The organism is Clostridium sp. AM54-37XD, assembly GCF_003478225.1.
Lineage (GTDB): Bacteria > Bacillota > Clostridia > Lachnospirales > Lachnospiraceae > Coprococcus > Coprococcus ammoniilyticus.
Window position 1 is genome coordinate 61,938 of record NZ_QUEV01000003.1, and the last position, 21,920, is coordinate 83,857.

20 protein-coding genes and 3 pseudogenes are annotated in these 21,920 nt (G+C 41.5%); 6 read left to right on the forward strand and 17 right to left on the reverse strand.

The features are described from left to right. Positions 1-66 precede the first annotated feature (66 nt). Positions 67-810, forward strand: a complete 744-nt coding sequence (locus tag DXA07_RS03410) for an AraC family transcriptional regulator (RefSeq protein ID WP_173783654.1) — start codon at positions 67-69, stop codon at positions 808-810. On the opposite strand, the gene DXA07_RS03415 is transcribed toward DXA07_RS03410, so the two are convergent. The 4 genes and pseudogenes from DXA07_RS03415 to DXA07_RS03425 form a co-directional block, all read right to left on the reverse strand. Then, entirely contained in the window at positions 784-1,101 is a 318-nt protein-coding gene (locus tag DXA07_RS03415; RefSeq protein WP_117822987.1) for a hypothetical protein, read from the reverse strand. The two genes, DXA07_RS03410 and DXA07_RS03415, sit on opposite strands and share 27 nt — an antisense overlap. 1 nt (position 1,102) lies before the next feature. Further along, positions 1,103-1,288 (reverse strand): annotated as a pseudogene (locus tag DXA07_RS03420) (alpha-amylase family glycosyl hydrolase); the annotation flags it as partial. Between the two features lie 40 nt (positions 1,289-1,328). Next, positions 1,329-1,372: pseudogene (locus DXA07_RS13925) on the reverse strand (hypothetical protein); the annotation flags it as partial. Further along, positions 1,365-1,916 (reverse strand): PTS sugar transporter subunit IIC, encoded by a 552-nt coding sequence (locus DXA07_RS03425; protein WP_243015406.1) that lies wholly within the window; start codon positions 1,914-1,916, stop codon positions 1,365-1,367. The gene DXA07_RS03425 and the pseudogene DXA07_RS13925, both read right to left, overlap by 8 nt. A 652-nt stretch (positions 1,917-2,568) precedes the next feature. Here DXA07_RS03425 and DXA07_RS12925 point away from each other — a divergent pair. Next, positions 2,569-3,468 carry a hypothetical protein gene (locus tag DXA07_RS12925; RefSeq protein WP_147352403.1) on the forward strand — a complete coding sequence of 300 codons (900 nt, stop codon included), beginning with the start codon at positions 2,569-2,571 and terminating at the stop codon, positions 3,466-3,468. A gap of 881 nt (positions 3,469-4,349) precedes the next feature. Next, a complete protein-coding gene (locus tag DXA07_RS03435) occupies positions 4,350-5,369 on the forward strand; it encodes a PD-(D/E)XK nuclease family transposase (protein ID WP_117822991.1) in 1,020 nt (339 codons plus the stop codon). Positions 5,370-5,506: 137 nt separating this feature from the next. Here DXA07_RS03435 and DXA07_RS03440 read toward each other — a convergent pair whose 3' ends face one another. The 7 genes from DXA07_RS03440 to DXA07_RS03465 all read right to left on the reverse strand — a co-directional run bounded on the left by DXA07_RS03440 (position 5,507) and on the right by DXA07_RS03465 (position 11,209). Further along, positions 5,507-5,818, reverse strand: coding sequence for an AzlD domain-containing protein (locus DXA07_RS03440; RefSeq protein ID WP_021943205.1), 312 nt, complete (start codon positions 5,816-5,818; stop codon positions 5,507-5,509). Continuing rightward, the gene (locus tag DXA07_RS03445; protein WP_118483411.1) at positions 5,811-6,551 is read right to left on the reverse strand and encodes an AzlC family ABC transporter permease; all 741 of its coding nucleotides are present in this window, start codon (positions 6,549-6,551) and stop codon (positions 5,811-5,813) included. Before DXA07_RS03445 ends, DXA07_RS03440 begins: the two co-directional genes overlap by 8 nt. A gap of 27 nt (positions 6,552-6,578) precedes the next feature. Then, positions 6,579-7,199, reverse strand: coding sequence for a GDSL-type esterase/lipase family protein (locus tag DXA07_RS03450; protein ID WP_117808828.1), 621 nt, complete (start codon positions 7,197-7,199; stop codon positions 6,579-6,581). Positions 7,200-7,617: 418 nt separating this feature from the next. Next, entirely contained in the window at positions 7,618-8,196 is a 579-nt protein-coding gene (locus DXA07_RS03455) for a response regulator transcription factor (protein ID WP_348980736.1), read from the reverse strand. Continuing rightward, positions 8,171-8,323, reverse strand: coding sequence for a hypothetical protein (locus DXA07_RS13930; RefSeq protein WP_348980737.1), 153 nt, complete (start codon positions 8,321-8,323; stop codon positions 8,171-8,173). Before DXA07_RS13930 ends, DXA07_RS03455 begins: the two co-directional genes overlap by 26 nt. Beyond that, positions 8,316-9,377 carry a DUF4118 domain-containing protein gene (locus tag DXA07_RS03460; protein ID WP_021944505.1) on the reverse strand — a complete coding sequence of 354 codons (1,062 nt, stop codon included), beginning with the start codon at positions 9,375-9,377 and terminating at the stop codon, positions 8,316-8,318. The genes DXA07_RS13930 and DXA07_RS03460 overlap by 8 nt, the downstream gene beginning before the upstream one ends. Before the next feature lie 488 nt (positions 9,378-9,865). Beyond that, positions 9,866-11,209 carry a hypothetical protein gene (locus DXA07_RS03465; protein ID WP_118483413.1) on the reverse strand — a complete coding sequence of 448 codons (1,344 nt, stop codon included), beginning with the start codon at positions 11,207-11,209 and terminating at the stop codon, positions 9,866-9,868. 291 nt (positions 11,210-11,500) lie between these two features. Here DXA07_RS03465 and DXA07_RS03470 point away from each other — a divergent pair, with 291 nt between their 5' ends. Continuing rightward, complete coding sequence (locus DXA07_RS03470; RefSeq protein WP_118483415.1) at positions 11,501-12,091, forward strand: LytTR family DNA-binding domain-containing protein; 591 nt, start codon at positions 11,501-11,503, stop codon at positions 12,089-12,091. 38 nt (positions 12,092-12,129) lie between these two features. On the opposite strand, the gene DXA07_RS03475 is transcribed toward DXA07_RS03470, so the two are convergent. After that, positions 12,130-12,711 (reverse strand): ATP-binding protein, encoded by a 582-nt coding sequence (locus tag DXA07_RS03475; RefSeq protein ID WP_118483417.1) that lies wholly within the window; start codon positions 12,709-12,711, stop codon positions 12,130-12,132. Between the two features lie 400 nt (positions 12,712-13,111). On the opposite strand from DXA07_RS03475, the gene DXA07_RS03485 reads away from it, so the two are divergent. Both DXA07_RS03485 and DXA07_RS03490 read left to right on the forward strand, forming a co-directional pair. Further along, a complete protein-coding gene (locus DXA07_RS03485) occupies positions 13,112-13,552 on the forward strand; it encodes a MarR family transcriptional regulator (protein ID WP_021944509.1) in 441 nt (146 codons plus the stop codon). A gap of 122 nt (positions 13,553-13,674) precedes the next feature. Continuing rightward, positions 13,675-15,170: pseudogene (locus DXA07_RS03490) on the forward strand (MATE family efflux transporter). A 35-nt stretch (positions 15,171-15,205) separates the two neighbouring features. Here DXA07_RS03490 and DXA07_RS03495 read toward each other — a convergent pair. The 5 genes from DXA07_RS03495 to DXA07_RS03515 all read right to left on the reverse strand — a co-directional run bounded on the left by DXA07_RS03495 (position 15,206) and on the right by DXA07_RS03515 (position 21,438). Next, positions 15,206-16,570: an MATE family efflux transporter gene (locus DXA07_RS03495; protein ID WP_118483421.1), complete on the reverse strand. Its 1,365-nt coding sequence runs from the start codon at positions 16,568-16,570 to the stop codon at positions 15,206-15,208. Positions 16,571-16,708: 138 nt separating this feature from the next. Beyond that, the gene (locus DXA07_RS03500; RefSeq protein ID WP_117808818.1) at positions 16,709-17,734 is read right to left on the reverse strand and encodes an aldo/keto reductase; all 1,026 of its coding nucleotides are present in this window, start codon (positions 17,732-17,734) and stop codon (positions 16,709-16,711) included. Between the two features lie 112 nt (positions 17,735-17,846). Beyond that, the gene (gene galE / locus DXA07_RS03505) at positions 17,847-18,863 is read right to left on the reverse strand and encodes a UDP-glucose 4-epimerase GalE (protein WP_008402329.1); all 1,017 of its coding nucleotides are present in this window, start codon (positions 18,861-18,863) and stop codon (positions 17,847-17,849) included. Between the two features lie 170 nt (positions 18,864-19,033). Beyond that, positions 19,034-19,867 (reverse strand): TIGR03915 family putative DNA repair protein, encoded by an 834-nt coding sequence (locus DXA07_RS03510; protein ID WP_118483423.1) that lies wholly within the window; start codon positions 19,865-19,867, stop codon positions 19,034-19,036. 107 nt (positions 19,868-19,974) lie between these two features. Then, positions 19,975-21,438, reverse strand: a complete 1,464-nt coding sequence (locus tag DXA07_RS03515; protein ID WP_118483425.1) for a putative DNA modification/repair radical SAM protein — start codon at positions 21,436-21,438, stop codon at positions 19,975-19,977. Between the last annotated feature and the right edge of the window lie 482 nt (positions 21,439-21,920).

Genomic DNA, 21,920 nt, shown 5'->3' on the forward strand with positions numbered 1-21,920 from the left:
TTTGATAAAATAATGCCTATATGCAAATATTTTTATAGCTGTATATTATATGAAAGGAGTATTTCCATGAATAAAGAATTACAGAAACTGTTATTAGCGCAGCAGGAGGAACAGTCTTATCACCTGCCGATGGAGGCAGAGTATTCATTTTACCGGCGGATCGCAAATGGGGATATGGAGCTGCTGAAGCTAAATATGAATGCAGATACCATGGAAGGCATGGGAAAGCTGTCTTCATCCCCACTGCAGAACAAAAAGTACCATCTGGTCATTCTGACTGCCATGATCACACGTTTCTGTATCGAGGCCGGGTTGGATCCGGAACAGGCCTATACTTTAAGTGATATGCATATCCGAAAAATCGACGCATGTCTGACACCGGAACAACTGAATCCGCGAAAAGGAGCTGTTGTGAAGGATTTTGTACTTGCCATGCACGAGCTTCATAACAGTCCCGGACTGTCTTATCATGTCATGCAGGCCGTCTCCTACATCAACAACCATATCACAGAACCGATCCGGGTATCGGATGTCGCCGATGCAGTGAAGCTCCACCCGGACTATATGACCCGTCTGTTCAAAAAAGATATGAACTGCAGTCTCTCACAATATATCATAAAAGAAAAATGCAGGACGGCTCGCTACATGCTGTTAAACAGCCAGGCGAGCTGTACAGAAATCAGTTCATTTCTGTATTTTGCGTCCTGCAGTCATTTTGTAAATTGTTTTAAAAAAGAATATGGCCTGACACCGAATGCCTACCGCAAACAGATGGGTGGTCTGTCAAATGAGCGAAGCGATGCGTTCTAATACAACAGCAACGCCGTCTTCATTATTTGACAGAGTCTCATTCATGGGAATACCAAGCATCACCGCAAGTGTCTGAAGTCCTGCTGCTTTAGTTGCATCTGACCGGTTAAATTCAAGGTTATCACAGCCACCATCTACAGCATGGACACCCGGCCTTGTATTCAGATATTCTCTGGTTTCATCCCAACCGATCAGAATGCCATCCTCAGAGGAAGAAAAGAGAATGGCTCCTTTCTGAACATCGCGGGATTCTTTTCTAACATATCCTGCCAGATCATCCACCAGATGCATAATAGATATCTAACGCTTCCAGATCCCTGTATTCGCTGATCTCTGCGAAATCTGCATTTGTCATACCGAGTTCTTCACCTTCATATACATAAGGAGTTCCCTGCATCATATGAAGACAGGTTCCAAGCATCTTGGCTGAGATCACACGGTATTTCTCAGAATCATTTCCGAATCTGGAAACGGCTCTTGCAAGCAGGTGTTCAAAATCTGCCATTGTTCCAAGGCTTGGATCTATATCTTTATAATCTGCGATATCATATCCGTTATCCACCTGTGGAGATACTCATCGAAATCATCTCCCTCTGCTTCATATGTTCCTGCTCCGGCAACTGCTGTAGCTGCAGGGGCATTTGCTTTTTCAGTTCACTTGTGAAATACCAAAATGCTGCTGCAAATCCTACGATCGCAATACCGAGCACCGGTACGGAAAGGTATGCGGAAAGGACAAATCCGATCAGCACGAATGGAAGAAATTTCTTGATCGGCATGTAACGCATCAGCATACCGATACCGACAACAGGAAGGATACCTGCTGCGATGGAAAGACCATCCGTTACCCATTCCGGAATTACCTTTAAAATGAAGTTGACTACATTTGCACCAAAGATTACAACAATAAGCGTCGGAAGTGCTGTCTGTAAGGAACAGAGCAGCGGCCCGCACCATGCAAGGCGGTTCATGCTCTTCCATTTGCCTGCATTGTTATCATTCTGCATACGATGAGCAACAAAGTTGTCATCAATAAATATATATTTTGTACCAAGTCCACTTCCTATTTTTCTCAAAATATCATTCTGAATCATTTTATCTAGCAACTTACATGCACCTGCTCGTGTTTTATATTCACACAGTTCCATTGCCTGTTGTGTTGAAATACTATCATGGTTTTTAAGATAACGCATTACTCGTTGCTCTTTATTCATATTGCGTATTTCATCTGCTTCTGTTGCTGCACATGGAGAAAAAGCAAAAAAACAAGCAGAACTTGCCGACAGAGAATCAGGTTATACACTGACCTGGAATGACAATAAAGGACGATTTATCTGTAAAAAAAACGGCTCCAAATTGAATAATGGCTGGAGTTTCGATTCATCGAAAAGAATCGCCTATTGCACTGGGAAAAATGGTTATTTGTATGCCAAAATCAAAGACGGCAAATACTACACATATACTGCTAACAATAAAAAACCATCTTCAAAAGTATTCAAAAACAAGAAAAATACCATCATTCGGCTACATAAGAAAAATTTCTATGTAGGGGCTAACGGTCTTATTAACCTAAACAAAGGCTGGAAACTAAATAATAACGGATTATATACTTACTATGTTGAAAAAAACGGTACTGTTTCTGTAAAAATATCAAATGGTAAATTTAGAGCCTGGAACGGAAATAACACTAGATGGGATAAGAAAGATTTAAAGAAATATAAGGGAAAAATTTATACCTATAATGAAAAAATTTTTTTCGTGAATACGAACGGAAACATTTCAAGAGCAATGGGTTGGCAGGGATCTTATTTCATCGACAATGATGGCTGTGTAAAGTATTATGATGACGGAAGCACTTCTTACCGGATCACAAAAAATGGTGACATCAAGGCGTTGAAAGATGGCTGGAACGATGATGTCTATGTAAAAAATGGCAAGATACAGCGGTCAACAATCGTTAAATCAAGTGGCTGCAATTATTTTGTAGATAAAAATGGTAGCAGACAGGATTTTAAAGTGAAGAATAATCAGATTGTAAGACCGGATAATAGTATGGCGGTTTCATCCGGGATCTATACTGCAGCCGGAAAAAAATATCCGGTTGATAACCAGGGGAAGATCCAGAAAAACAGCACTGTGTTTATCAAGAATAAGGCTTATGAAACTGTGAGTGACGGATCTTTATCCAAGCAGCCGGCAAATCATGTTCATTTATGGAAGGCGGGTTCTGTAACAGAACAGATTGATCATAAAGCCAAGACAAAGGAAGTTCAGATCCCGGTCAATGAGTGGGACGAAGAAGTGTGGTCAAAGGATATAAAACACGTTTGTTTAAATTGTGTATGGAATAAAAAGCCTAAACAGGGCGAAAGCTGGGTTGACATTAATGGAGATGGAAAGTGGACAGCGAGGAAAGAAGGACAAATATATTTTAAAGACTTCTGTTATGATAGCGCCTCTGATCTAGAGGCTCATCAAAGAGGAACAACCCATGGACAGGCAGCATATGCCAAGGTCCTCCTTGATACCATCCATCATCCAACCGCAGACGAACCAAAGTATGAAACTACGACCGTTATAACCGAACAAGCCCGGTCTGAATATTATCAGGATTATACCTGTCGGGTTTGTGGAGAAAAAAATGAGCGTTTCTGCTAATATGGCTTATCCTGCTAGTATATATAATGGAAAACAGATAACAAGCGAACAATCATTATCAAAATACGGATTTTGTTATCTTGGAGAAGAAAGTAAATCAGACAACATCCTTCTCCCAGATACTTACCTGCAGTTACTCAAAGACCATAATATTCAATGAGTTACTAGATAAGATATGGTAAAGAAATATGGATCAGGAGATTGGGTTCATTGACATTACTATCTGGATATTTTATAATAAATATGTTAATAAATTCATTTGATCCTATTATAGGATGGGCGGAGAGTATATCTTTCCGCCTTTTTTTTACCAAAGTTAAAGCCCGAATCAAATACCGTAATCTTTTGGTTTTCAATATCCCGTAAATGGGGAAAGTGAGATAGGGAGAAAATTGGAGTAAAAAATCATTATTTATAATATTAAATGATTAATAATAGCGCATTGTGTCAAGTATAAGTATACTCCCTACAAACCAACGCATAGGCACATAAATTTATATATTTCTTAACCAGCAACGAATTGACAGTCCAAAATACAAATGTTTATAATAAAGTATGTCCTTTGAATACCACCCTGGTACGCATTCCTCGCGACCGGGGTGTTGTTATTTTATTAACGACGCGGACTGCGGCTGCGATCAGCTTCTTATAGCCGCCGCTTAAAAATTCGGTTGGCACTTTACCGAAAACCATAAGTAAAATTTTGAGATTTTATCAAAAATACTTACCGGAAAAATATTTACAGATTGTCTTTATAAGCATCCACTTACCAAAAGTTACATCAAACCATACAAGTTATTACATCAACGGTTTTTAAACCATTATTTCTGGTATGGTGGTTTTGTCGACAAATCAGGCACCGGAAATTAAGAGGAATTTTTATGTATAACAAGGACAATACTACCATTTCACAAAACTCAAGCACCAAACATTCCGCATTCAATATTTGTCAGCTTTTTCCACAACGAACGGAAGATGAATGCCTTGCAGAATTAAAACAATACCCAAAACTTTATTGGACATATAAGAACTGGCCTGATGACTGGAAAAAACGTTTTATGGAATTTATGGAAGGCAAAAAAAGTCTGCCACTAACCTATGATCCATTTTTCAAAAAAATCTTCAACCCAGATATATACCCGGAACGATTATCACGACTGATCAGCAGTATTATCGGCACAAATGTAACTGTTAAATATATTATGTCAAATGAAGACAGCATGCTTCCATCAACATCTCTCCTACTTCTGGATATTATCGTCCAGTTAGAAGACGGTTCTATCGCAAATGTAGAAATACAAAAAAATCCATACACATTTCCCGGTGAGCGAATGTCATGCTATTCCGCAGATCTACTACTTCGCCAATATACACGCGTAAAAAGCAACCTTGGGAAAGATTTCACATATAAGGATATGAGAACTGTTTATACAATTGTTATGTATGAAAAGAGTCCAAACGAATGTCTGAAAGACCGTTTTGCAAATATCTATCTGCATCATGGAAGAACCATTTTTAATACTGGTGTAAATCTGAGTCTTTTACAGGAATACTATGTCGTTAACCTTGACGTATTTAAAAATAGCAAGTATGCTAAAGATATCAACGATCTAAATGCATGGTTGTCTCTGCTAACCGCTGACTCTACAGACAACCTTGCCACACTGATATCCAACTATCCATGGATGGAATCTATATGCCAGGATATATCTGAATATCTGTATCGCCCTGAGGAGGTTATTAGTATGTTTTCAAAAGCATTAAAAAAGATGGATGAAAATACTGTTAATTTTATGATCGAACAGATGAAGAAAGCGTTGGAAGAAAAAGATGCCACAATATCTGAGAAGGATGCTGAAATTGCTGCATTACAGGCTAAACTTGCTGCGTTAGAACACTAACGCACGGTTCTTTAGCATAATTATTTTCCAACAATGTGATCATATAAAATAAAGTAATTTCGTTACAACGGATACTATAAAAAAGGGCTGCCGCACTAAGTGATTGGTGCGACAGCCCTTTTTTTCGGTGTCATTGCTCATAATAACATATACACAATCGTACTGCCTATGATGCTGACAAATGTATTCTTTTTCCACACATGAAGGGCGACACAAACTGCGGCTGCGATCAACTTCTTATAGCCGCCGCTTAAGAATTCGGTCGGTACTTCCTTCAGGCAGTATACGATCAGCACAGCCATGATGGCTGCCGGAAGGATTCGTCCGAGATACCGGATTTTTTCGGGGATTTGTTTTCTCTTTCCAAGAATGGTAAATGGGAGCGCCCGCATAAACAAAGTCGCCGCTGCAGACACAAGGATGCAGATCAGTACATATCGATCATTCATGGGCTTCCACCTTTCTTTCACAGATCAGCAACAGACCTGATACCAGAATCAAAGTTGGAAGAAGGAAATAATCTTTTCCTATTAACAGAAGCAACAGCACACCTCCGATAAACCCGGCAAGTGCCGGCAAATGCACTTTCACACTTCTCCATTGATCGATCGCGATCGTAATAAATAACGCTGTCATACAGAAATCGATCCCCTCTAATTTCACCGGAAGGATCTGACCGAGTATGCCGCCAAGCACAGCGCCCACCATCCAGGATATACGACTGAATAATGCCACATAAAACATAATATCCAATCTGCGTCTTCGGTCATTTGCCTTCTCTGCGTTGCGATCTCTTATCACCTCAGAAGACAGCATGGAACAGTTGACGGCATATGTCTCATCCGTCATTGTATGAACCATATATGGATAACGCTTACCCATTTTCTTGAAATCTTCAACAAATGTCAGTCCGTAAAAGAACTGTCTGCTATTCATGAACAATGCAGTCAGTGCGATCGTGAGGATCGATGCACCGCTACTTAAGAATGTTACCAGCACAAACTGAAATGCGCCAGTATATACCGTCAGGCTGGTAAACAACGACCAGAACCAGGAAAGTCCTGCTTCCTGCATCGTAAGTCCATATGCCATACTGACAAAGAGATAACTTCCGGTGATCGGCAAAGCCTTCACAAATGCCTGTTTTAATACTTCTTTTCTGTCTACAGTCTCCCCAGCCATAATTTTTCTCTGTGCTCCTAACTCACATTACAATATCTCTGAAATCTTTTCCAGTACCGCTTCTGCCAGCGCCTTGTGTCCTTCTTCATCCATGTGCTCCTGATCCCGTTCCGATGGTACGGCATAATCAGAAGCCGCCAGATAATAAAGTCCTTCTTCCTCTGCGATCTGCCGGTAAATCTCCGGCAGCTCTTTGGACACCTGTACAGAATTCTTTCCAAATTCCGGATCAAATCCATCCCAGACCTTCTCGCCCAGTGCGATCGGTGACATCAGAAGGATCTTCGCTGATGGCGCACCATCCCGGATCTGTCGCACAAGTTTACGGATACCTAAGCCGATACTGCCTGCCGTTGCACCATAAAATGTCTTACAATCATTTGTTCCAAGCATTAAAATGATCAGATCCTCCGGCTTATGGGTTTCTAATATGATCGGAAGGAGTTCACTGCCACGTCTGCCCGGACGAAGCGGATCGTCAAATACTGTAGTTCTGCCACACAGCCCTTCCTCCTGTACAATATATCCCTTTTCCATCAGTCCGGTTCCTACGATTCCGGTCCATCTGGTATCCCAGTCATAGCGTTCTGCCGTTCCCGGCACATAACCATATGTGTTTGAATCACCAAAGCATAATACCTGTCGCATGGCATTTCCTCCTTCTTATATTTTATCTTACTATTCCTAGTTGGAATGTATGAATTATATAACAAATTTCAACTAAAATACAATACATAAATATTAGAATTCGTTATAACTTTCTCTTATAGCAAATCACGCCGCACTAAATCAATATCCAATTCACATACGATATTTTTCTAATGATTACAATAAAAAACGCTACAGCACTCAGTCGCAGGGATGGCTCCTGTTATAAAATAACATTGCGAGATTTCGTTGTGAACTGCACATTGCCAGTAAATACGAGTGCTTGTTTGAGCTGAAAGCGAGTTAGCACAGAAGTATTTACGAATAGGGCAATGTCCAGAGAACAGAAATCGCAGCACGTTATTTATAACAGGAGCCATCCCCGTGACTGAGTGCTGTAGCGTTTTGAAGCTCTATTCTATGAATCACACATCCGGTATCCGACCCCTAATTCATTCGTTATGTAATTCTCCTTACCGGGAACTGCACCGAACTTCTTTCGGATATTCGCCATATTCACCTGCAGCTTCTTCCGGCTTCCCGAATCATTATATCCCCAGATCTCATTGATGATAAAACTGTAGGTCAGCATCTTACCTGCGTGCTCGGATAACAACGCTACGATATTATATTCTGTCTGTGTCAGCTTCACTTCATTTCCGGCGATCGTAACCAGTCTTGCATCATAATTGATAACCAGCTCTCCAACCTCGAATCTTCCACCTGGCCGCAATCCATCCTCCGCCCGATGCGTAGCGATACGGAGTGCTGAACGTACCCTTGCTACCAGTTCATTTGAACTGAATGGCTTGGTTACATAATCATTTGCGCCCTCATTGAGTGCCTCTACTTTATCCCTCTCATCAGAACGTGCCGATAAAACGATGATCGGTGTAAATGATGATTGCCGCACTTCCCTTAAAAATGTCATTCCATCCCGATCCGGCAATCCCAGATCCAGAATGACCAGATCAGGACGATGGGATGCAAACATCATCTGTCCCCCCCCGACAGGAATATGCGGAAACAGCCTGATATCCATTTGCTTCCATCAGCGCACTGATCAGATTATTAATATGTTCTTCGTCTTCAATTATCAATATCTTATATCTGTTATTAATCATTCTCTGTTTCCTCCATATCCAGTGTAAACCGCACAACAGCACCGCCATCCTGCAGATTCTCCGCAGAGATCTCACCACCATGTGCTTTTACGATCGTGGTACATACCGCCAACCCGATCCCTGCATTTTTCTTACTGCTGTCAAGTCCTGATTCACCATAAACCAGTTTCCCTGCAAATATATCCTTTACCTTATCAACCGGAATACCACATCCGTTGTCCCGGATCTCAAATACTGCAAAATGCCCACTCGTATATACACGAAGCCCAAGCTTATTCATCCCCTCTGCATGCTGAACTGCATTTTCTAACAGATTCAGGATCAACTGCTCGACTAAGATCGCATCCATCGGAATCATGATCAGTTCATCCGGAATGTCAATCTCAACATTCTGACCTTCATACCGTTTATTGAACTTAACCAGAACAGAATCTAACAGCTCATCCAGCGCAATCGGGATCTTAATGATCTTAACATTTTTTCCATCCAGTCTGGTAATCGATAACATGTTCTCAACCATTCGCGACAGCCATTGTGCATCCTGTTTGATTCCACGAAGCATGCTTTTTTTCTGCTCCTCCGTAAATTCATTCTTATCATCTAACATTGCAGAGCTTGCACCATAAATCGTTGTAAGCGGCGTCCGAAAATCATGGGATACGGATCGGAGCAGATTGGCCCGCATCTTCTCCTGCTCACTCTCTGCCTTTAACTGTTCCTGACTCTTCAACTTATTTGTAAATCCGCAGGTAATAACTGCAATAGCTATCATGATAACGGCAGAGATCATATTTTCCGGGATCGTAAAATTAATCTTAAAATACGGAAATGTAAATGCATAATTTACCGCCAGAATGCTGATGACAGATGCGACCGCACCATATAAAAAACCATCTGTGATAACGGATACCAGAAATACATCCAACAGAAAAATAGAGGGTATCAAAGTCTGATTTCCCCACTCCTTCTGCATAAACAGGGACAACAAAAATCCACATACCAATATCGCCGCTGTAATTAAAAAATTCTTCGTAAAATTCAGGAATCTGTTCATCGCTTTCTCCACTGTATCTTTTTGTAATCTGTTATAACAATCGTATCCATTTCAATCAATTCTGACAATCATTATTATATATTCATATTCTAACTGTCACAACATATATTGTAGCACGTTTTATGGTTAAGACATGGTAAAAGGCTAAAAAAAGAAGACCTGATACCTGCGTTTCTCGGTACAACTATCAGATCTTCCTTCATCCGTTCCAATGTATGCTTTTCATATTTTGCAACCATAATCTACTGCACTCATTCTGAGCTTCCACAATCTTGCAGCAAGGAGAGCTGATTGGGCTGAAGAATATATGTCCTCTCTGACATAAATGCATATATTATGAACTTTCCCACTCAATAATATATCGGTTTTCGATATATCTATGAAGTTATTATATCAAAACATTTATCAGATACAATAAACCTGTCGTAATCTGCAATGTTTCCGTCGTAATCGACATATTTCTACAAATTCCGAATACGGTTCTCTGCTTATGCAGTCAGATACAGATGAGCTTCTTTCTTGTTATTCCACTGGAATCCCTCATGCCGCTCCATAATAAACTGGATGATCTGCTTATTATTCCGTATCTCCTTTCTGTTGTCTGAATTCATCTCAATGCCCTTCATACGAAGTCCGATACCCTTAAGCACAACCTGAATATTTCCATCTGAGGATTCCGATGGTGCGATCTGAATCCGGAGTGTCCGGGGCAGTGACTCTGATACGGAATCCTGCTTATTCTCTCCCGGATCTTCATTCAACAAAATAACATTATGTACCATCCGCTCGATCAGATATCCCATGTCCAGTTCTACATTTGTATCAATCTGAATTTCTTCTGCTGCAACTTCCGGATGAATACCTGCACCCTCACAGGCAGATGTAACATTATTTAATACCAGATTCAGGATTGAAAGATTTATGTATTTTATATACTCCTTCTGTTTTCCCGGTTTCAGATCTTCCTGTAACTGTCTGATCTGCTCCTGTTCCTTCCGGACAGCTCCTGCCAGATCAAGTATATGCACATAATTATACAGATCATGCTTGATATCCCGCAGCCTGTTGTAATCCGCCAGAAGCTTCTCATAATCCTCTTTCTGCTGCTTCATCTTTGCTTCCAGAAAACGTATCATTTTTCTTTGATAGCTATTATATACGATCGTATACAGATGATAAGCAGCTATAAAAGCAGATGCCCAGATTCCCAGTGCTATAAACTGTGACATCAGATTAACCTCTTTTACCATAGTCACAAAATACACAACCAACATCATATATCCGGTTCCAACAGCCAGAATCCACACCATGCTTCTGACAAATGATTGTCTCCGGAACTTCCTGTATGGCATAAATTTCCGCATAAACCAGACTTCAATGATCGTTCCTATGCCCTCACGCAAGGCTTCTACTCCAAGCCAGACAAGCAATGCTTTTGCACTGTATAATACCGGTGTATCATTATATGCATATCCAAACAGTTCCTCGATCACTGCTGACATCGTCACCGTAACAAGATCAAATGTCATAATACCCACCATAAATGATACCAAATTTATAACCATGCACTCTTTACGGTATAATACAACGCCTACAAGCATCATCGCAAATCCAAAAATATAAATGATGGCACGAAGCCATGCAGGTGCATCAAGCTGTATACTTGTATTTATTAAAACGCGGAGGAAAAACATATTTAAAATATTCAAGCCCAGATAGATCCGGTCTCTTCTTCCACGATCCATTCCCATATATGCACCCAGATAAATATTAAATTGTAATGCCGTGATCAGGGCTGCTCCGAGCACCTGCAGGAATGTCCATATGTTCATTTTTATCTTCTCGCTTTCTTTATACCACCATCAATATGCGTATATATATTTTGATATTTTTCTTGTTTTATGGCAACCTTTTTATTATAATATTACCAGTTAAGCAAATGTTTTCTACAGTGAAATTACCGGTTACAGGGGGGCTGCCATATATGAAACTCAAACTTCTAATATGTGATGATTCAGATCTGCAATTAAAAGAAACAACCAGTTTTGCACATTCCTGTCTGGATGCTTTCGAATCCCTCACTTTCAAAATCGACTCCTGCGAGCCAGAGAAATTAAAAAAAAATGCTTGAAACCGATACGATTAATTATGATATTGCAATTTTAGATATCGAAATGGGAGACTTCAACGGTATCGATTTTGCTTCCGAGCTTAATCAATGCTGCCCACAGTGTTCAGTCATCTTTCTTACCAGCCATACCGATTATATCTCTGACTCTTATGAAGTCCGTCACATATATTATGTTACAAAGGATTCCATACAAGAATATCTGCCTAAGGCACTGGATAAAGCGATTCAGCTTGTAATTGAACGAAAGACACGCTTTCTGGACGTTATCTCCAACCGAAAACGGTACACTCTTCCATGCGACACAATCACTCATATTGAACGGCTCAGCCGCGAGATTATTATTTATACTGACAATGGGGAAGCCTATAAAGTGTACGAATCCCTTCAGGCTGTAAGCGAACGACTGCCGTCCTATTTCTCACAATGCCATAGTTCTTTCACGGTCAATCTTAGATATGTAAAAAATTTATCCTCACAGGAAACCGAACTGATTAACAAAATCAAACTTCCTGTCGGCAGACGCTATGCCAAACCATTCAAAGCCGACTACCTCAAATATATCTCCGAACATGCTATGTTGTAAATTACAAACACACAAACCATGGCTGTTCTATATGCCTTTTACAACATGATCGCTACTTCAAAGGTATCACCCTTGTCCGTGAACTCGACCGTTCCATCATACCTGGCAACAATCTGCCTGATAATACGAACACCTCTGCCGTGGTTTTCTGCATCCGACTTCGTTGTATGGAACTGATTCTCCATAACGGCGATCTCCGTTCTTTTGGAATTTTTAACAGTGATAAAGAAGTTACTTCCACGATTCAATATCGATACATGTATGAATCTTTTATTTTCCCCATTTGCATCCTGCACCGGCACACACTCGGCTGCTTCGATCGCATTGTCTAACAGATTGGCAAACAGACGAATCTTATCGACATCCTCCATACGAATCTCCGGTAACCCGGTTGGAATATTATAAGTAAATGCAATCTGCTTCTTCCTTGCAAGATCCCGCTTATCTGAGACCGCACAGTCAAGGATTGTGTCATTTGTCACAATCATCTGCCTGATCTCCTCAATCTCCTTCTTCTTTTTTTCTATGTACTCTTCGGTGTCTTTCTGCTCCCGGATCATTTCATTGATCTCGTTTGAAATCTCATATATCTTTTTGCTGGTGTCTTCTATACTCTTCATATGCGTATATGAAGATTGGATACTTTCTACAAACTGTTGTCTTTTTTTTCTTCAGATTTCTTGCTGAAATGATATTGTAGATCAGTGATCCTATAAGCACAATAACTACTGCTACTATGATCATCCAGTTTTTCTCGTTCATCTGTGGCATATTTATCCTCTGGTCAAACATATTTTTTCATATATTCTGTTATCTGAATTCTCCAAAAAACACTATAAATTTTAGTATATCTATTATTTCTTTCCTGTCAATAATATTTTTATCTCTAGTTTTTTGTTTCAGATAACACCCAGACTGTGTTTTTCTCTTTCTATAAAAATTGTATAAACAGGTTGACTCTTTTTATTTTAAAGCTATAATAGTTCTAAAAAGAACTTAATTAAGAAATGAGGAATATATATGATCCTACAATCACCATCCAATATTTTTGATATGACAAAAAGCCTGATGAAGCTTCAGGAAAAATATCTTGAGAGCATCCGGATAGACTATAAGCTTTCACGGATTGAAGTTATCATCATTACTTTTTTACACAATAATCCGGTACATGATACTGCCAGAGATATCGTAGAGTTTCGTATGCTACAGCGCGGAAATGTATCCACAGCCATTGATTCTCTCGCCGACAAAGGCTATCTGACCAGACATCCGGATACAAATGATAAACGGATCATTCATCTGAAGCTCTCCGATCGATCAATTCCTGTTGTACATGCGATTGAGAAAAAGCAGGACGAACTGATCTCCTGCATCTTTGAAGGTTTTTCAGATGACGAAAAGAAGAATTTTGCATCCTATAACAAGCGTTTGTATGACAACGTATTATCACATTTAAAATAATATGGTCACAATACTACTGCTTGAATACCGGGCTGTTCGTACAATACTATATTCAGGCAGGCTCATATTGCAATTAACTTTTATACAATATAAAACATCAATCAAAGGAACGAGGAATATACATGAAGAAACAAAGACAAGCCTACAGCATGACCGATTCTCCAAACAACACATCAAAAGCTTCACCACCAACCGGCGGAGAATCCATATCGAAAAACATCAGGGACAATCAACCGAATCGGATTGCACACAACTCAGGCTCATCCAACCGGGAATTTCTGGCAAAAGAACCGATCGGTAAATTACTGGCAAAGCTCGCACTTCCTACAGTCGCCGCACAGATGATCAATATGCTGTATAACATCGTTGATCGTATTTACATCGGTCATATTCCACAAAACGGTTCACTGGCACTTACCGGTGTCGGTGTCTGTATGCCCCTTATCATGATCATCTCCGCTTTCGCGGCTCTGGTCGGAAATGGCGGTGCTCCACGGGCTACCATCTATATGGGCAAAAATAAAAAAGACGATGCCGAGAAAATCCTCGGTAACTGTTTTACCATGCAGATCATCTTATCCGTTATACTGACTGCTGTTCTTCTGATCTGGAATCGCGACCTGCTTCTGGCATTCGGTGCAAGTAAGAATACCATTAACTATGCAACCTCATATATGAATATCTACGCAATCGGCACAATCTTTGTACAGCTCACTCTGGGTATGAATGCATTTATCACTGCACAGGCTTCGCCAAAGAAGGTATGTTGTCCGTACTGATCGGTGCGATCGCGAATATTATCTTAGACCCGATCTTTATCTTTGCGCTTCATATGGGGGTAAAAGGCGCGGCCCTTGCAACAATCATTTCTCAGGGTTGTTCCTGCATCTGGGTCTTAAGCTTCCTCTTCGGCAAGCGGACAACTCTCCGCATCCGTGTGAAAAACCTCGGTTTGCAGGCCTCCTATATCCTGCCATGTCTGGCACTCGGTTCTGCCGTCTTTATCATGCAGGGAAGTGAAAGTATCATATCCGTGTGCTTCAACTCCTCCCTTCTGAAATATGGCGGAGATATGGCCGTCGGTGCTATGACGATCCTTACCAGCGTCATGCAGTTCGCCATGCTCCCACTTCAGGGACTTGGCCAGGGTGCTCAGCCGATCATCAGTTATAACTATGGTGCAAAAAATGCATCCAGAGTAAAGGATGCATTCAAACTTCTGCTGAAGGTCAGCCTGACATATTCTGTTTTATTATGGCTTTGCATTATGTGTTTCCCTCAGGTTTTTGCATCCATCTTTACCCCGGATACTGCTCTGATCGAGTTTACTAAAGTTGCACTTAGATACTACCTCGCGGTTATGTTCTTATTTGGAGTCCAGATCTCCTGCCAAATGACATTCAATGCCCTCGGTAACGCTCCGGCATCCATCATCGTTGCGATCATGCGTAAATTCGTCCTGCTGATCCCACTGATCTTCATTATGCCACATATCTACACCGCAGATAAGACAATGGCTGTCTACATGGCAGAACCGATCGCAGACCTGATCGCCGTAACCTTCACCGCCATCCTGTTCTTCTTCCAGTTCAGAAAGGCACTACGGGAGATTGAATAAATTAATTAATAATCCTATCCGGTCGTTTATATTTTTTATCGAGCTTTTTCATGCTTTAATTCAGGCAACACCGTGGCACACATTGTAAAGAAGCTGGCACATCCGCCGATCAGATTCGAGATTGGCTCTGCCCAGAATACACCATCCACTCCAAGATTTCCGATTTTCGGAAGCAGAATGGTAAGCGGCACTACGATAAACGCCTTTCGAAGCAGAGAAAAGAAGGTAGCCTTTTTCGCCTTTCCAAGCGCAAGGAACACACTCTGTCCGGTAAACTGCAATGCCATAAAACAAAATCCGAAGAAATATATATGTAATGCCGGAACCCCTTTTGCGATCAGTTCCGGTGAATGATTAAATATACGGATAAACGGCTCCGGGAACAATCTGAGAGTGCCCCATGCCGCAAAAGTATAGGTTACGCATAATATAGTCAGGAAACGGATGGCTTTCCGTACCTTCTCATATGCCCCTTCTCCATAATTAAAGCTCATGACCGGAGATGCACCATTTGTAATACCCATAACCGGAAGTGTACAGATATCCCGCACGGAATTCAACACGGTCATAACGCCCACATAGATATCCCCGCCATAGACCTGAAGTGTCGCATTACATACAACCTGTACCAGACTGTTTGTAAATGCCATGATAAAGCTGGATACTCCCAGACTGATGATCCGCAAAACCCGCTTCCACTGCAGCCACATACAGCTCCATTTCAAATGAAGCACTGCCCGTTTTCCGGTCAGGAAGACAAGTACCCATACTGCCGAGCAAAACTGGGAAATGATCGTCGCAATAGCCGCTCCTCTTACTCCCAGATTCAAAACAAAGATAAATACAGGATCCAGTATTATGTTCAAGACTGCTCCGATCAGAACCGATATCATCCCTGTATTTCCAAAGCCCTGACTGTTAATAAACGGATTCATTCCTACCGATACCATGACAAATACCGTTCCCAGCAGATAGATCCGAATATAGGAGCCTGCATATGGGAATGTATCATCACTTGCGCCAAACAGATAAAGAATCGGCTTATAAAAGATCAGCCCGATAATCGTCAATACAATTCCTGTTCCGATCAATAAAGTAAAAGCATTTCCCATCAGATGCTCCGCTTCCTTATCATTACCCTTGCCACGTTCCATGGAACAAAGCGGTGCACCTCCATTTCCATACAGATAGGTAAAGGCTGTGATCAGTGAAATGATCGGAAAGCACAGACCTACCCCTGTCAGTGCAGTTGTACCGACTTCCGGGATCCGTCCGATGTAGATCCTGTCAACCACGTTATATAAAAGATTAAGTAGCTGTGCCAGAATCATTGGTACAGCTACTTCTATAATATTTCTATATACATTTCCACTTGAGAAATCTGTCTGATGTGCCTGCAATACCGTCTTCCTCTTTCAAAATAACATATAATATGATCCATTCCTACTTTCAAAAGCATTCTCTGTCAGAAAATGCTTTTCAGAACTGTCTTTTATATTATATTCTTTTTTGAAGTGAAGTCAAATAACACTTATCCTCTATGCGTGATAAAGGTTGACCGCCTTTTCGATCAGTGCCAGTTCCTCTTCTTCCATCTCGGTTGTTCTCTGCTTCTCAGCAGCCTTCAGATTACTGAGTATCTGTTCCGGCTTCGATGCACCGATCAAAACGGTTGTAACCTCCGGTTTGTTCAGCAGCCATGCAATCGCAAGCTCTGACAAGCTCATATTATAGCCTGCTGCAATATCATTTAACTCTGTCAGAAGCGGACGCATCGATACGACCTGATCCTCATGAAGGAACCGTCCATCTCTTGCCACCCGGCTATCCTTTGGAATATTCTGCAGATATTTATCAGTTAACATACCCTGTGCCAGTGGAGAAAAGCAGATCAGTCCTCTTCCGGATGCATATGTCTGCTTCAGCAGTCCGTTCTTCTCAACTGTCCGATCCAGAATACTGTAACGATTCTGGTTGATGATAAACGGACAATGCAGTTCATCCAGAATCCGTTCTGCCTTTGCCATCGTCGGACCGTCATAATTCGACAGACCTACATATAAAGCCTTACCGCTTCTTACGATCTGTGCAAGCGCTTCCATCGTTTCTTCTAACGGTGTGTTCGGGTCCATGCGATGGTGATAGAAGATATCTACATATGGAAGTCCCATTCTCTTTAAGCTCTGATCCAGACTCGCAATCAGGTATTTGCGGCTGCCCCAGTTGCCATAAGGACCTTCCCACATATCAAATCCTGCTTTTGTACTGATCACCATCTCGTCTCTGTAAGCACTCATTTCTTCCCGGAGGATTCTGCCGAAATTTTCCTCTGCGCTACCATATACCGGACCGTAATTATTTGCCAGATCGAAATGTGTGATTCCGTGATCAAATGCGGTAAAGCACATCTGTTTCATATTCTCATAATTATCTACACTACCGAAATTATGCCATAAACCAAGTGCGATCGGAGGAAGCATCAGACCACTTTTACCGCAATGGCGGTAAAAATCCGTTCCTTCTGTCTCTGTATATCTGGTCTTTGAAGCTGTATATTCTGCCATATAAACGAACCCCTTTCTATCTTAAACAAACAGGCAATTGTATCTTCTCTATGCCCTGTATTCCGGCACGTTTACAATTGCCTGTCTGTTACTTATTTACTGAATATTTTCATTATGCACCATAGCCATCCGGATTCATGCTCTGCCATCTCCATGAATCTGCGCACATCTCATCGATTCCGTATTCTGCTTCCCAGCCAAGTTCTTTCTTAGCAAGAGTTGCATCAGAATAACAGGTTGCGATATCACCTGCACGACGAGGCTTGATCTCATAAGGGATTTTCTTACCGCACGCCTTCTCAAATGCCTTAACAACATCTAAAACGCTGTATCCTTTTCCTGTACCCAGATTGTAAATCTTTACACCCGGATTCTCTTTGATCTTATTGATCGCTTTTACATGACCCTTGGCAAGATCTACAACATGAATATAATCTCTGACACCTGTTCCGTCCGGTGTATCATAGTCATCGCCGAATACACCAAGACAAGGAAGCTTTCCTACCGCTACCTGTGCTACATAAGGAAGCAGGTTGTTTGGAATACCCTTTGGATCTTCTCCGATCAGTCCACTCTTATGTGCTCCGATTGGATTGAAGTAACGAAGCAGGATTACATTCCATTCCGGATCTGCTGTGTGGATATCTGTCAGGATCTGCTCAAGCATATGCTTGGTCCAGCCGTAAGGATTTGTGCAGACACCCTTTGGACATTCCTCTGTGATCGGAATAAATGCAGGATTGCCATATACGGTTGCAGATGATGAAAAAATAATGTTCTTGCATCCATTCTCGCGCATTGCCTTGCAAAGTGTTAATGTACCCGCAATGTTATTCTCATAATATTCGAGTGGCTTACGAACAGATTCACCAACTGCCTTTAAGCCTGCAAAATGAATTACTGTATCCGGCTTTTCTTTTGCAAAGATTTCATTCATTGCATCCAGATCACGGATATCCTTCTCATAAAATGTTACATCTTTTCCTGTTATCTCTTTTATTCTTCCAATTACTTTCGGACTCGCATTATACAGATTGTCAACAACTACTACATCATATCCTGCTTCTAATAATTCAACGCAGGTATGACTTCCAATATAACCAGCACCACCTGTTACTAAAATCTTCATATCATAATCCTCCTGTAAAATAAATTCTTAACCTTCGGTTATCACAACATTTATCGGTACCGGATTCTCTGTTACGATAACCACTATCATCATTATACACGAGAATAAAAACTAATCAATAGTTTTTGCTAAATTTTTACTAAAAGTTAGTAAATTTTATTCTTTTTTGTTTACTGCATGAATTCTACCGCATGCTTCCGCTTCCATATCGGCATCAGATTCCGCTGGCAGGTTGGATTCTTCCGCTGTTCAATCCCGATCGTATGAAAGAAGGTCTTCCAGAGTTCGGTATATTCATCCTTCAATAATTCCGTCCGTCGGAGCGTCTTTATTTCCTCATCGGACAACTCCCGCAAATACATCTTCTGAGCCTTTTCCTTCATATATCGGTTCTGTTCTGAAATCTCTCTTTCTCTATCTGCCTGCTGTCCTGAGTAATGTTTTCCCGGATGGATCACCGCATACTTCCGGTTATCATCAAGGATCATAAAATATTCGTCCGGCATCCGGTCTGCAAAATGATCTGCCACCTGATAGATCACATCATGCTTCGGTTCCAGATGACAGACATACACCTTATTATCAATCGAATTGAATCTGGCAAATTCCCGAAAATGATGAATTTCATTTCCAACTGCCCGCCGAATCTCCAGCATCCGGCTGACCGGAGGCTCTGCAAGCATCCCGATCACCCTTGGTCCTGCCTGAAATCCGATCCGCAAAAACCGGTAGATATCGTCCAGTACATCATCTTCCATCAGACAGGCATAATACACATCGATATATGCCTGCATCCCGATCTTATTTCGAACGGAACGCAGAACCTTTTCCGTCTTTTCTGCATCGGCATCCACATGGACATACTCGTCAAATAAAGTTGCCTGCACGATCGGCTCTGTCCGTAACCGCACCCTATCATGTCCGACCCGGAGTGCATAGACCCATGCATCATAGATGCAGGTCATCATATCTTCTAATTGATGTTTACAGGTAAATATCCTCATATTTACATTCTCCCATCTATATCCTCATCTATCTATAAAATCTATCCTGACAATATTTCTTCATACAATCGTCTATTCTTAAATAGGATTTTACATTTATTCACAAATCAATTCGGAACTCCAAATACTCCCTGAGCATCAAAAAAGGATAACTGCTTATATTCTTCTTCCTTATGCTCTACCTGCCAGTTTTCTTTTGCATGCTCGCCTATCAGTTGTCTGGTAATATACTGCTCTTCGATCGGTATCTTATACATCATCCGTCCTCCACAGGTAATAAAATAATGCGCCCGTTTCAACACCACGCCCATCTTCTTCAGATGGTCAAATTCCAGATGTCCGTACCGTCTCGCCTTTACGATCCTGCCTGCTGATTTCGGTCCTATCCCCGGCACCCGGAGCAGCGTATCATAAGAAGCTGTCTGCACTTCGATCGGGAACTGTTCCAGATGCCGGATCGCCCAGTCGCATTTCGGATCCATCCGGACATTAAAATTCGGTCGCTCCTCCGACAACAATTCATCTGCCTGAAATCCGTAAAACCGCAGCAGCCAGTCTGCCTGATACAGTCGGTGTTCTCTCAGAAGCGGAACCGGAGTCGCAAGAGACGGAAGTGCCGAGTCCTCATTTACCGGAATATAGGCGGAATAAAAGACACGTTTCAGATCATAGTTCTGGTATAACTTCTGTGTCGTCTGAACCAGCGTATAGTCGCTCTCATCGGATGCCCCAATGATCATCTGTGTACTCTGACCTGCCGGTGCAAATGCCCGTGGCTTCCATGTATCCTGAGTTGCCGGAGCAAAGGAAGCAGCTTTCTTCCAAAGAGAGCCGCCTCCATTACTCTGTGCTCCGGTCAGCCGTAACTGTTCTTTCCCGAATATACTTCCCGGCAGGTAACGATTCCCCAGACTGCGTTCCATTCTTGCATCTTTCCCTATCAGGGTTCTTGTCTCTGCGATCGTATCACGCACCTTCCCCATCGGAGTCATGATCGTCTGGAAGCTCTTATTCGGAGCAAGCTTCTTCAGGCTCTCCGCAGTCGGCAGCTCCAGATTCACACTGATGCGGTCGGCCAGAAATCCGGCAGCCGCAAGCAGTTCATCCGGCGCACCCGGAATCGTCTTTACATGAATATATCCGTTGAACCTGTATTTTGTACGAAGGAGCTGTAAAGTTATACAGATCTGCTCCATCGTGTATGCCGGATCACGGATCACACCGGAGCTTAAGAACAGCCCTTCTATATAATTCCTTTTATAAAATTCGATCGTCAGTTCACAGATCTCCTCCGGCGTAAAAGTGGCACGCTTGACATCATTCGATACTCGGTTCACGCAATACTTACAGTCATAAATACAATGATTCGTCATCAGAATCTTGAGCAGAGAGATACAGCGCCCGTCTGATGCAAAGCTGTGACAGATTCCGCAGGATCGTGCATTTCCGAGCATTCCTTCCTTTCCTTTTCGATCCACACCGCTGGATGTACATGCCACATCATACTTCGCCGCATCCGCCAGTATATGTAATTTTTCCTGTGTGGTTTTATTTGCTTGTATTTCGAACATATGTTTATTATAAGACTTACGTTCGATTTTTCAAGTGGAAATTTTTGTTTTTTACATACGAAAAAGGCTTCCTGCCAGTGCCGGTATATATCCTTTATTCCACAGAACACTTGTGTTCTGTTTTTCACGTAGCGGTACTAGGCTCACTGCCTATCGCAGTTCACCAAGGACCGACGTGAAAAAAGGTCTGTTCCATAAAGATATATACCGAGCACTGGCAGGAAGCCTTTTTCTGTCTTTGTAATAAACTATATACATATTTCCACATTTAAAAATCAAACTGGTAATTGTTTCATATTGTGAAAATGTTACAGAATTGTTACAATCCCATTGTACTCGATCGATACATTTATAAATTACAACAGGAGGATTTTATTATGTGTATTAATTATAACTGTTCAGATCTTTGGAATATGATCTGTAAATATCTAGGTTTAGGCTGTTAAATTGTAAATAAAAACAACATATCAGAAATGAACAGT

Excerpts from the sequence above, each read along its gene's own strand:
- DXA07_RS03450 (WP_117808828.1), bottom strand. The coding sequence starts at position 7,199 with ATGCGACAGGTATTATGCTTTGGTGATTCAAACACATATGGTTATGTG.
- DXA07_RS03510 (WP_118483423.1), bottom strand. The coding sequence starts at position 19,867 with ATGAGGATATTTACCTGTAAACATCAATTAGAAGATATGATGACCTGC.
- DXA07_RS03475 (WP_118483417.1), bottom strand. The coding sequence starts at position 12,711 with ATGAAGAGTATAGAAGACACCAGCAAAAAGATATATGAGATTTCAAAC.
- galE (WP_008402329.1), bottom strand. The coding sequence starts at position 18,863 with ATGAAGATTTTAGTAACAGGTGGTGCTGGTTATATTGGAAGTCATACC.
- DXA07_RS03485 (WP_021944509.1), top strand. The coding sequence starts at position 13,112 with ATGATCCTACAATCACCATCCAATATTTTTGATATGACAAAAAGCCTG.
- DXA07_RS03415 (WP_117822987.1), bottom strand. The coding sequence starts at position 1,101 with ATGCATCTGGTGGATGATCTGGCAGGATATGTTAGAAAAGAATCCCGC.
- DXA07_RS03470 (WP_118483415.1), top strand. The coding sequence starts at position 11,501 with ATGCTTGAAACCGATACGATTAATTATGATATTGCAATTTTAGATATC.
- DXA07_RS03465 (WP_118483413.1), bottom strand. The coding sequence starts at position 11,209 with ATGAACATATGGACATTCCTGCAGGTGCTCGGAGCAGCCCTGATCACG.
- DXA07_RS03410 (WP_173783654.1), top strand. The coding sequence starts at position 67 with ATGAATAAAGAATTACAGAAACTGTTATTAGCGCAGCAGGAGGAACAG.
- DXA07_RS03500 (WP_117808818.1), bottom strand. The coding sequence starts at position 17,734 with ATGGCAGAATATACAGCTTCAAAGACCAGATATACAGAGACAGAAGGA.
- DXA07_RS13930 (WP_348980737.1), bottom strand. The coding sequence starts at position 8,323 with ATGATTAATAACAGATATAAGATATTGATAATTGAAGACGAAGAACAT.
- DXA07_RS03460 (WP_021944505.1), bottom strand. The coding sequence starts at position 9,377 with ATGAACAGATTCCTGAATTTTACGAAGAATTTTTTAATTACAGCGGCG.
- DXA07_RS03445 (WP_118483411.1), bottom strand. The coding sequence starts at position 6,551 with ATGGCTGGGGAGACTGTAGACAGAAAAGAAGTATTAAAACAGGCATTT.
- DXA07_RS03440 (WP_021943205.1), bottom strand. The coding sequence starts at position 5,818 with ATGAATGATCGATATGTACTGATCTGCATCCTTGTGTCTGCAGCGGCG.
- DXA07_RS03435 (WP_117822991.1), top strand. The coding sequence starts at position 4,350 with ATGTATAACAAGGACAATACTACCATTTCACAAAACTCAAGCACCAAA.
- DXA07_RS03455 (WP_348980736.1), bottom strand. The coding sequence starts at position 8,196 with ATGATGTTTGCATCCCATCGTCCTGATCTGGTCATTCTGGATCTGGGA.
- DXA07_RS03515 (WP_118483425.1), bottom strand. The coding sequence starts at position 21,438 with ATGTTCGAAATACAAGCAAATAAAACCACACAGGAAAAATTACATATA.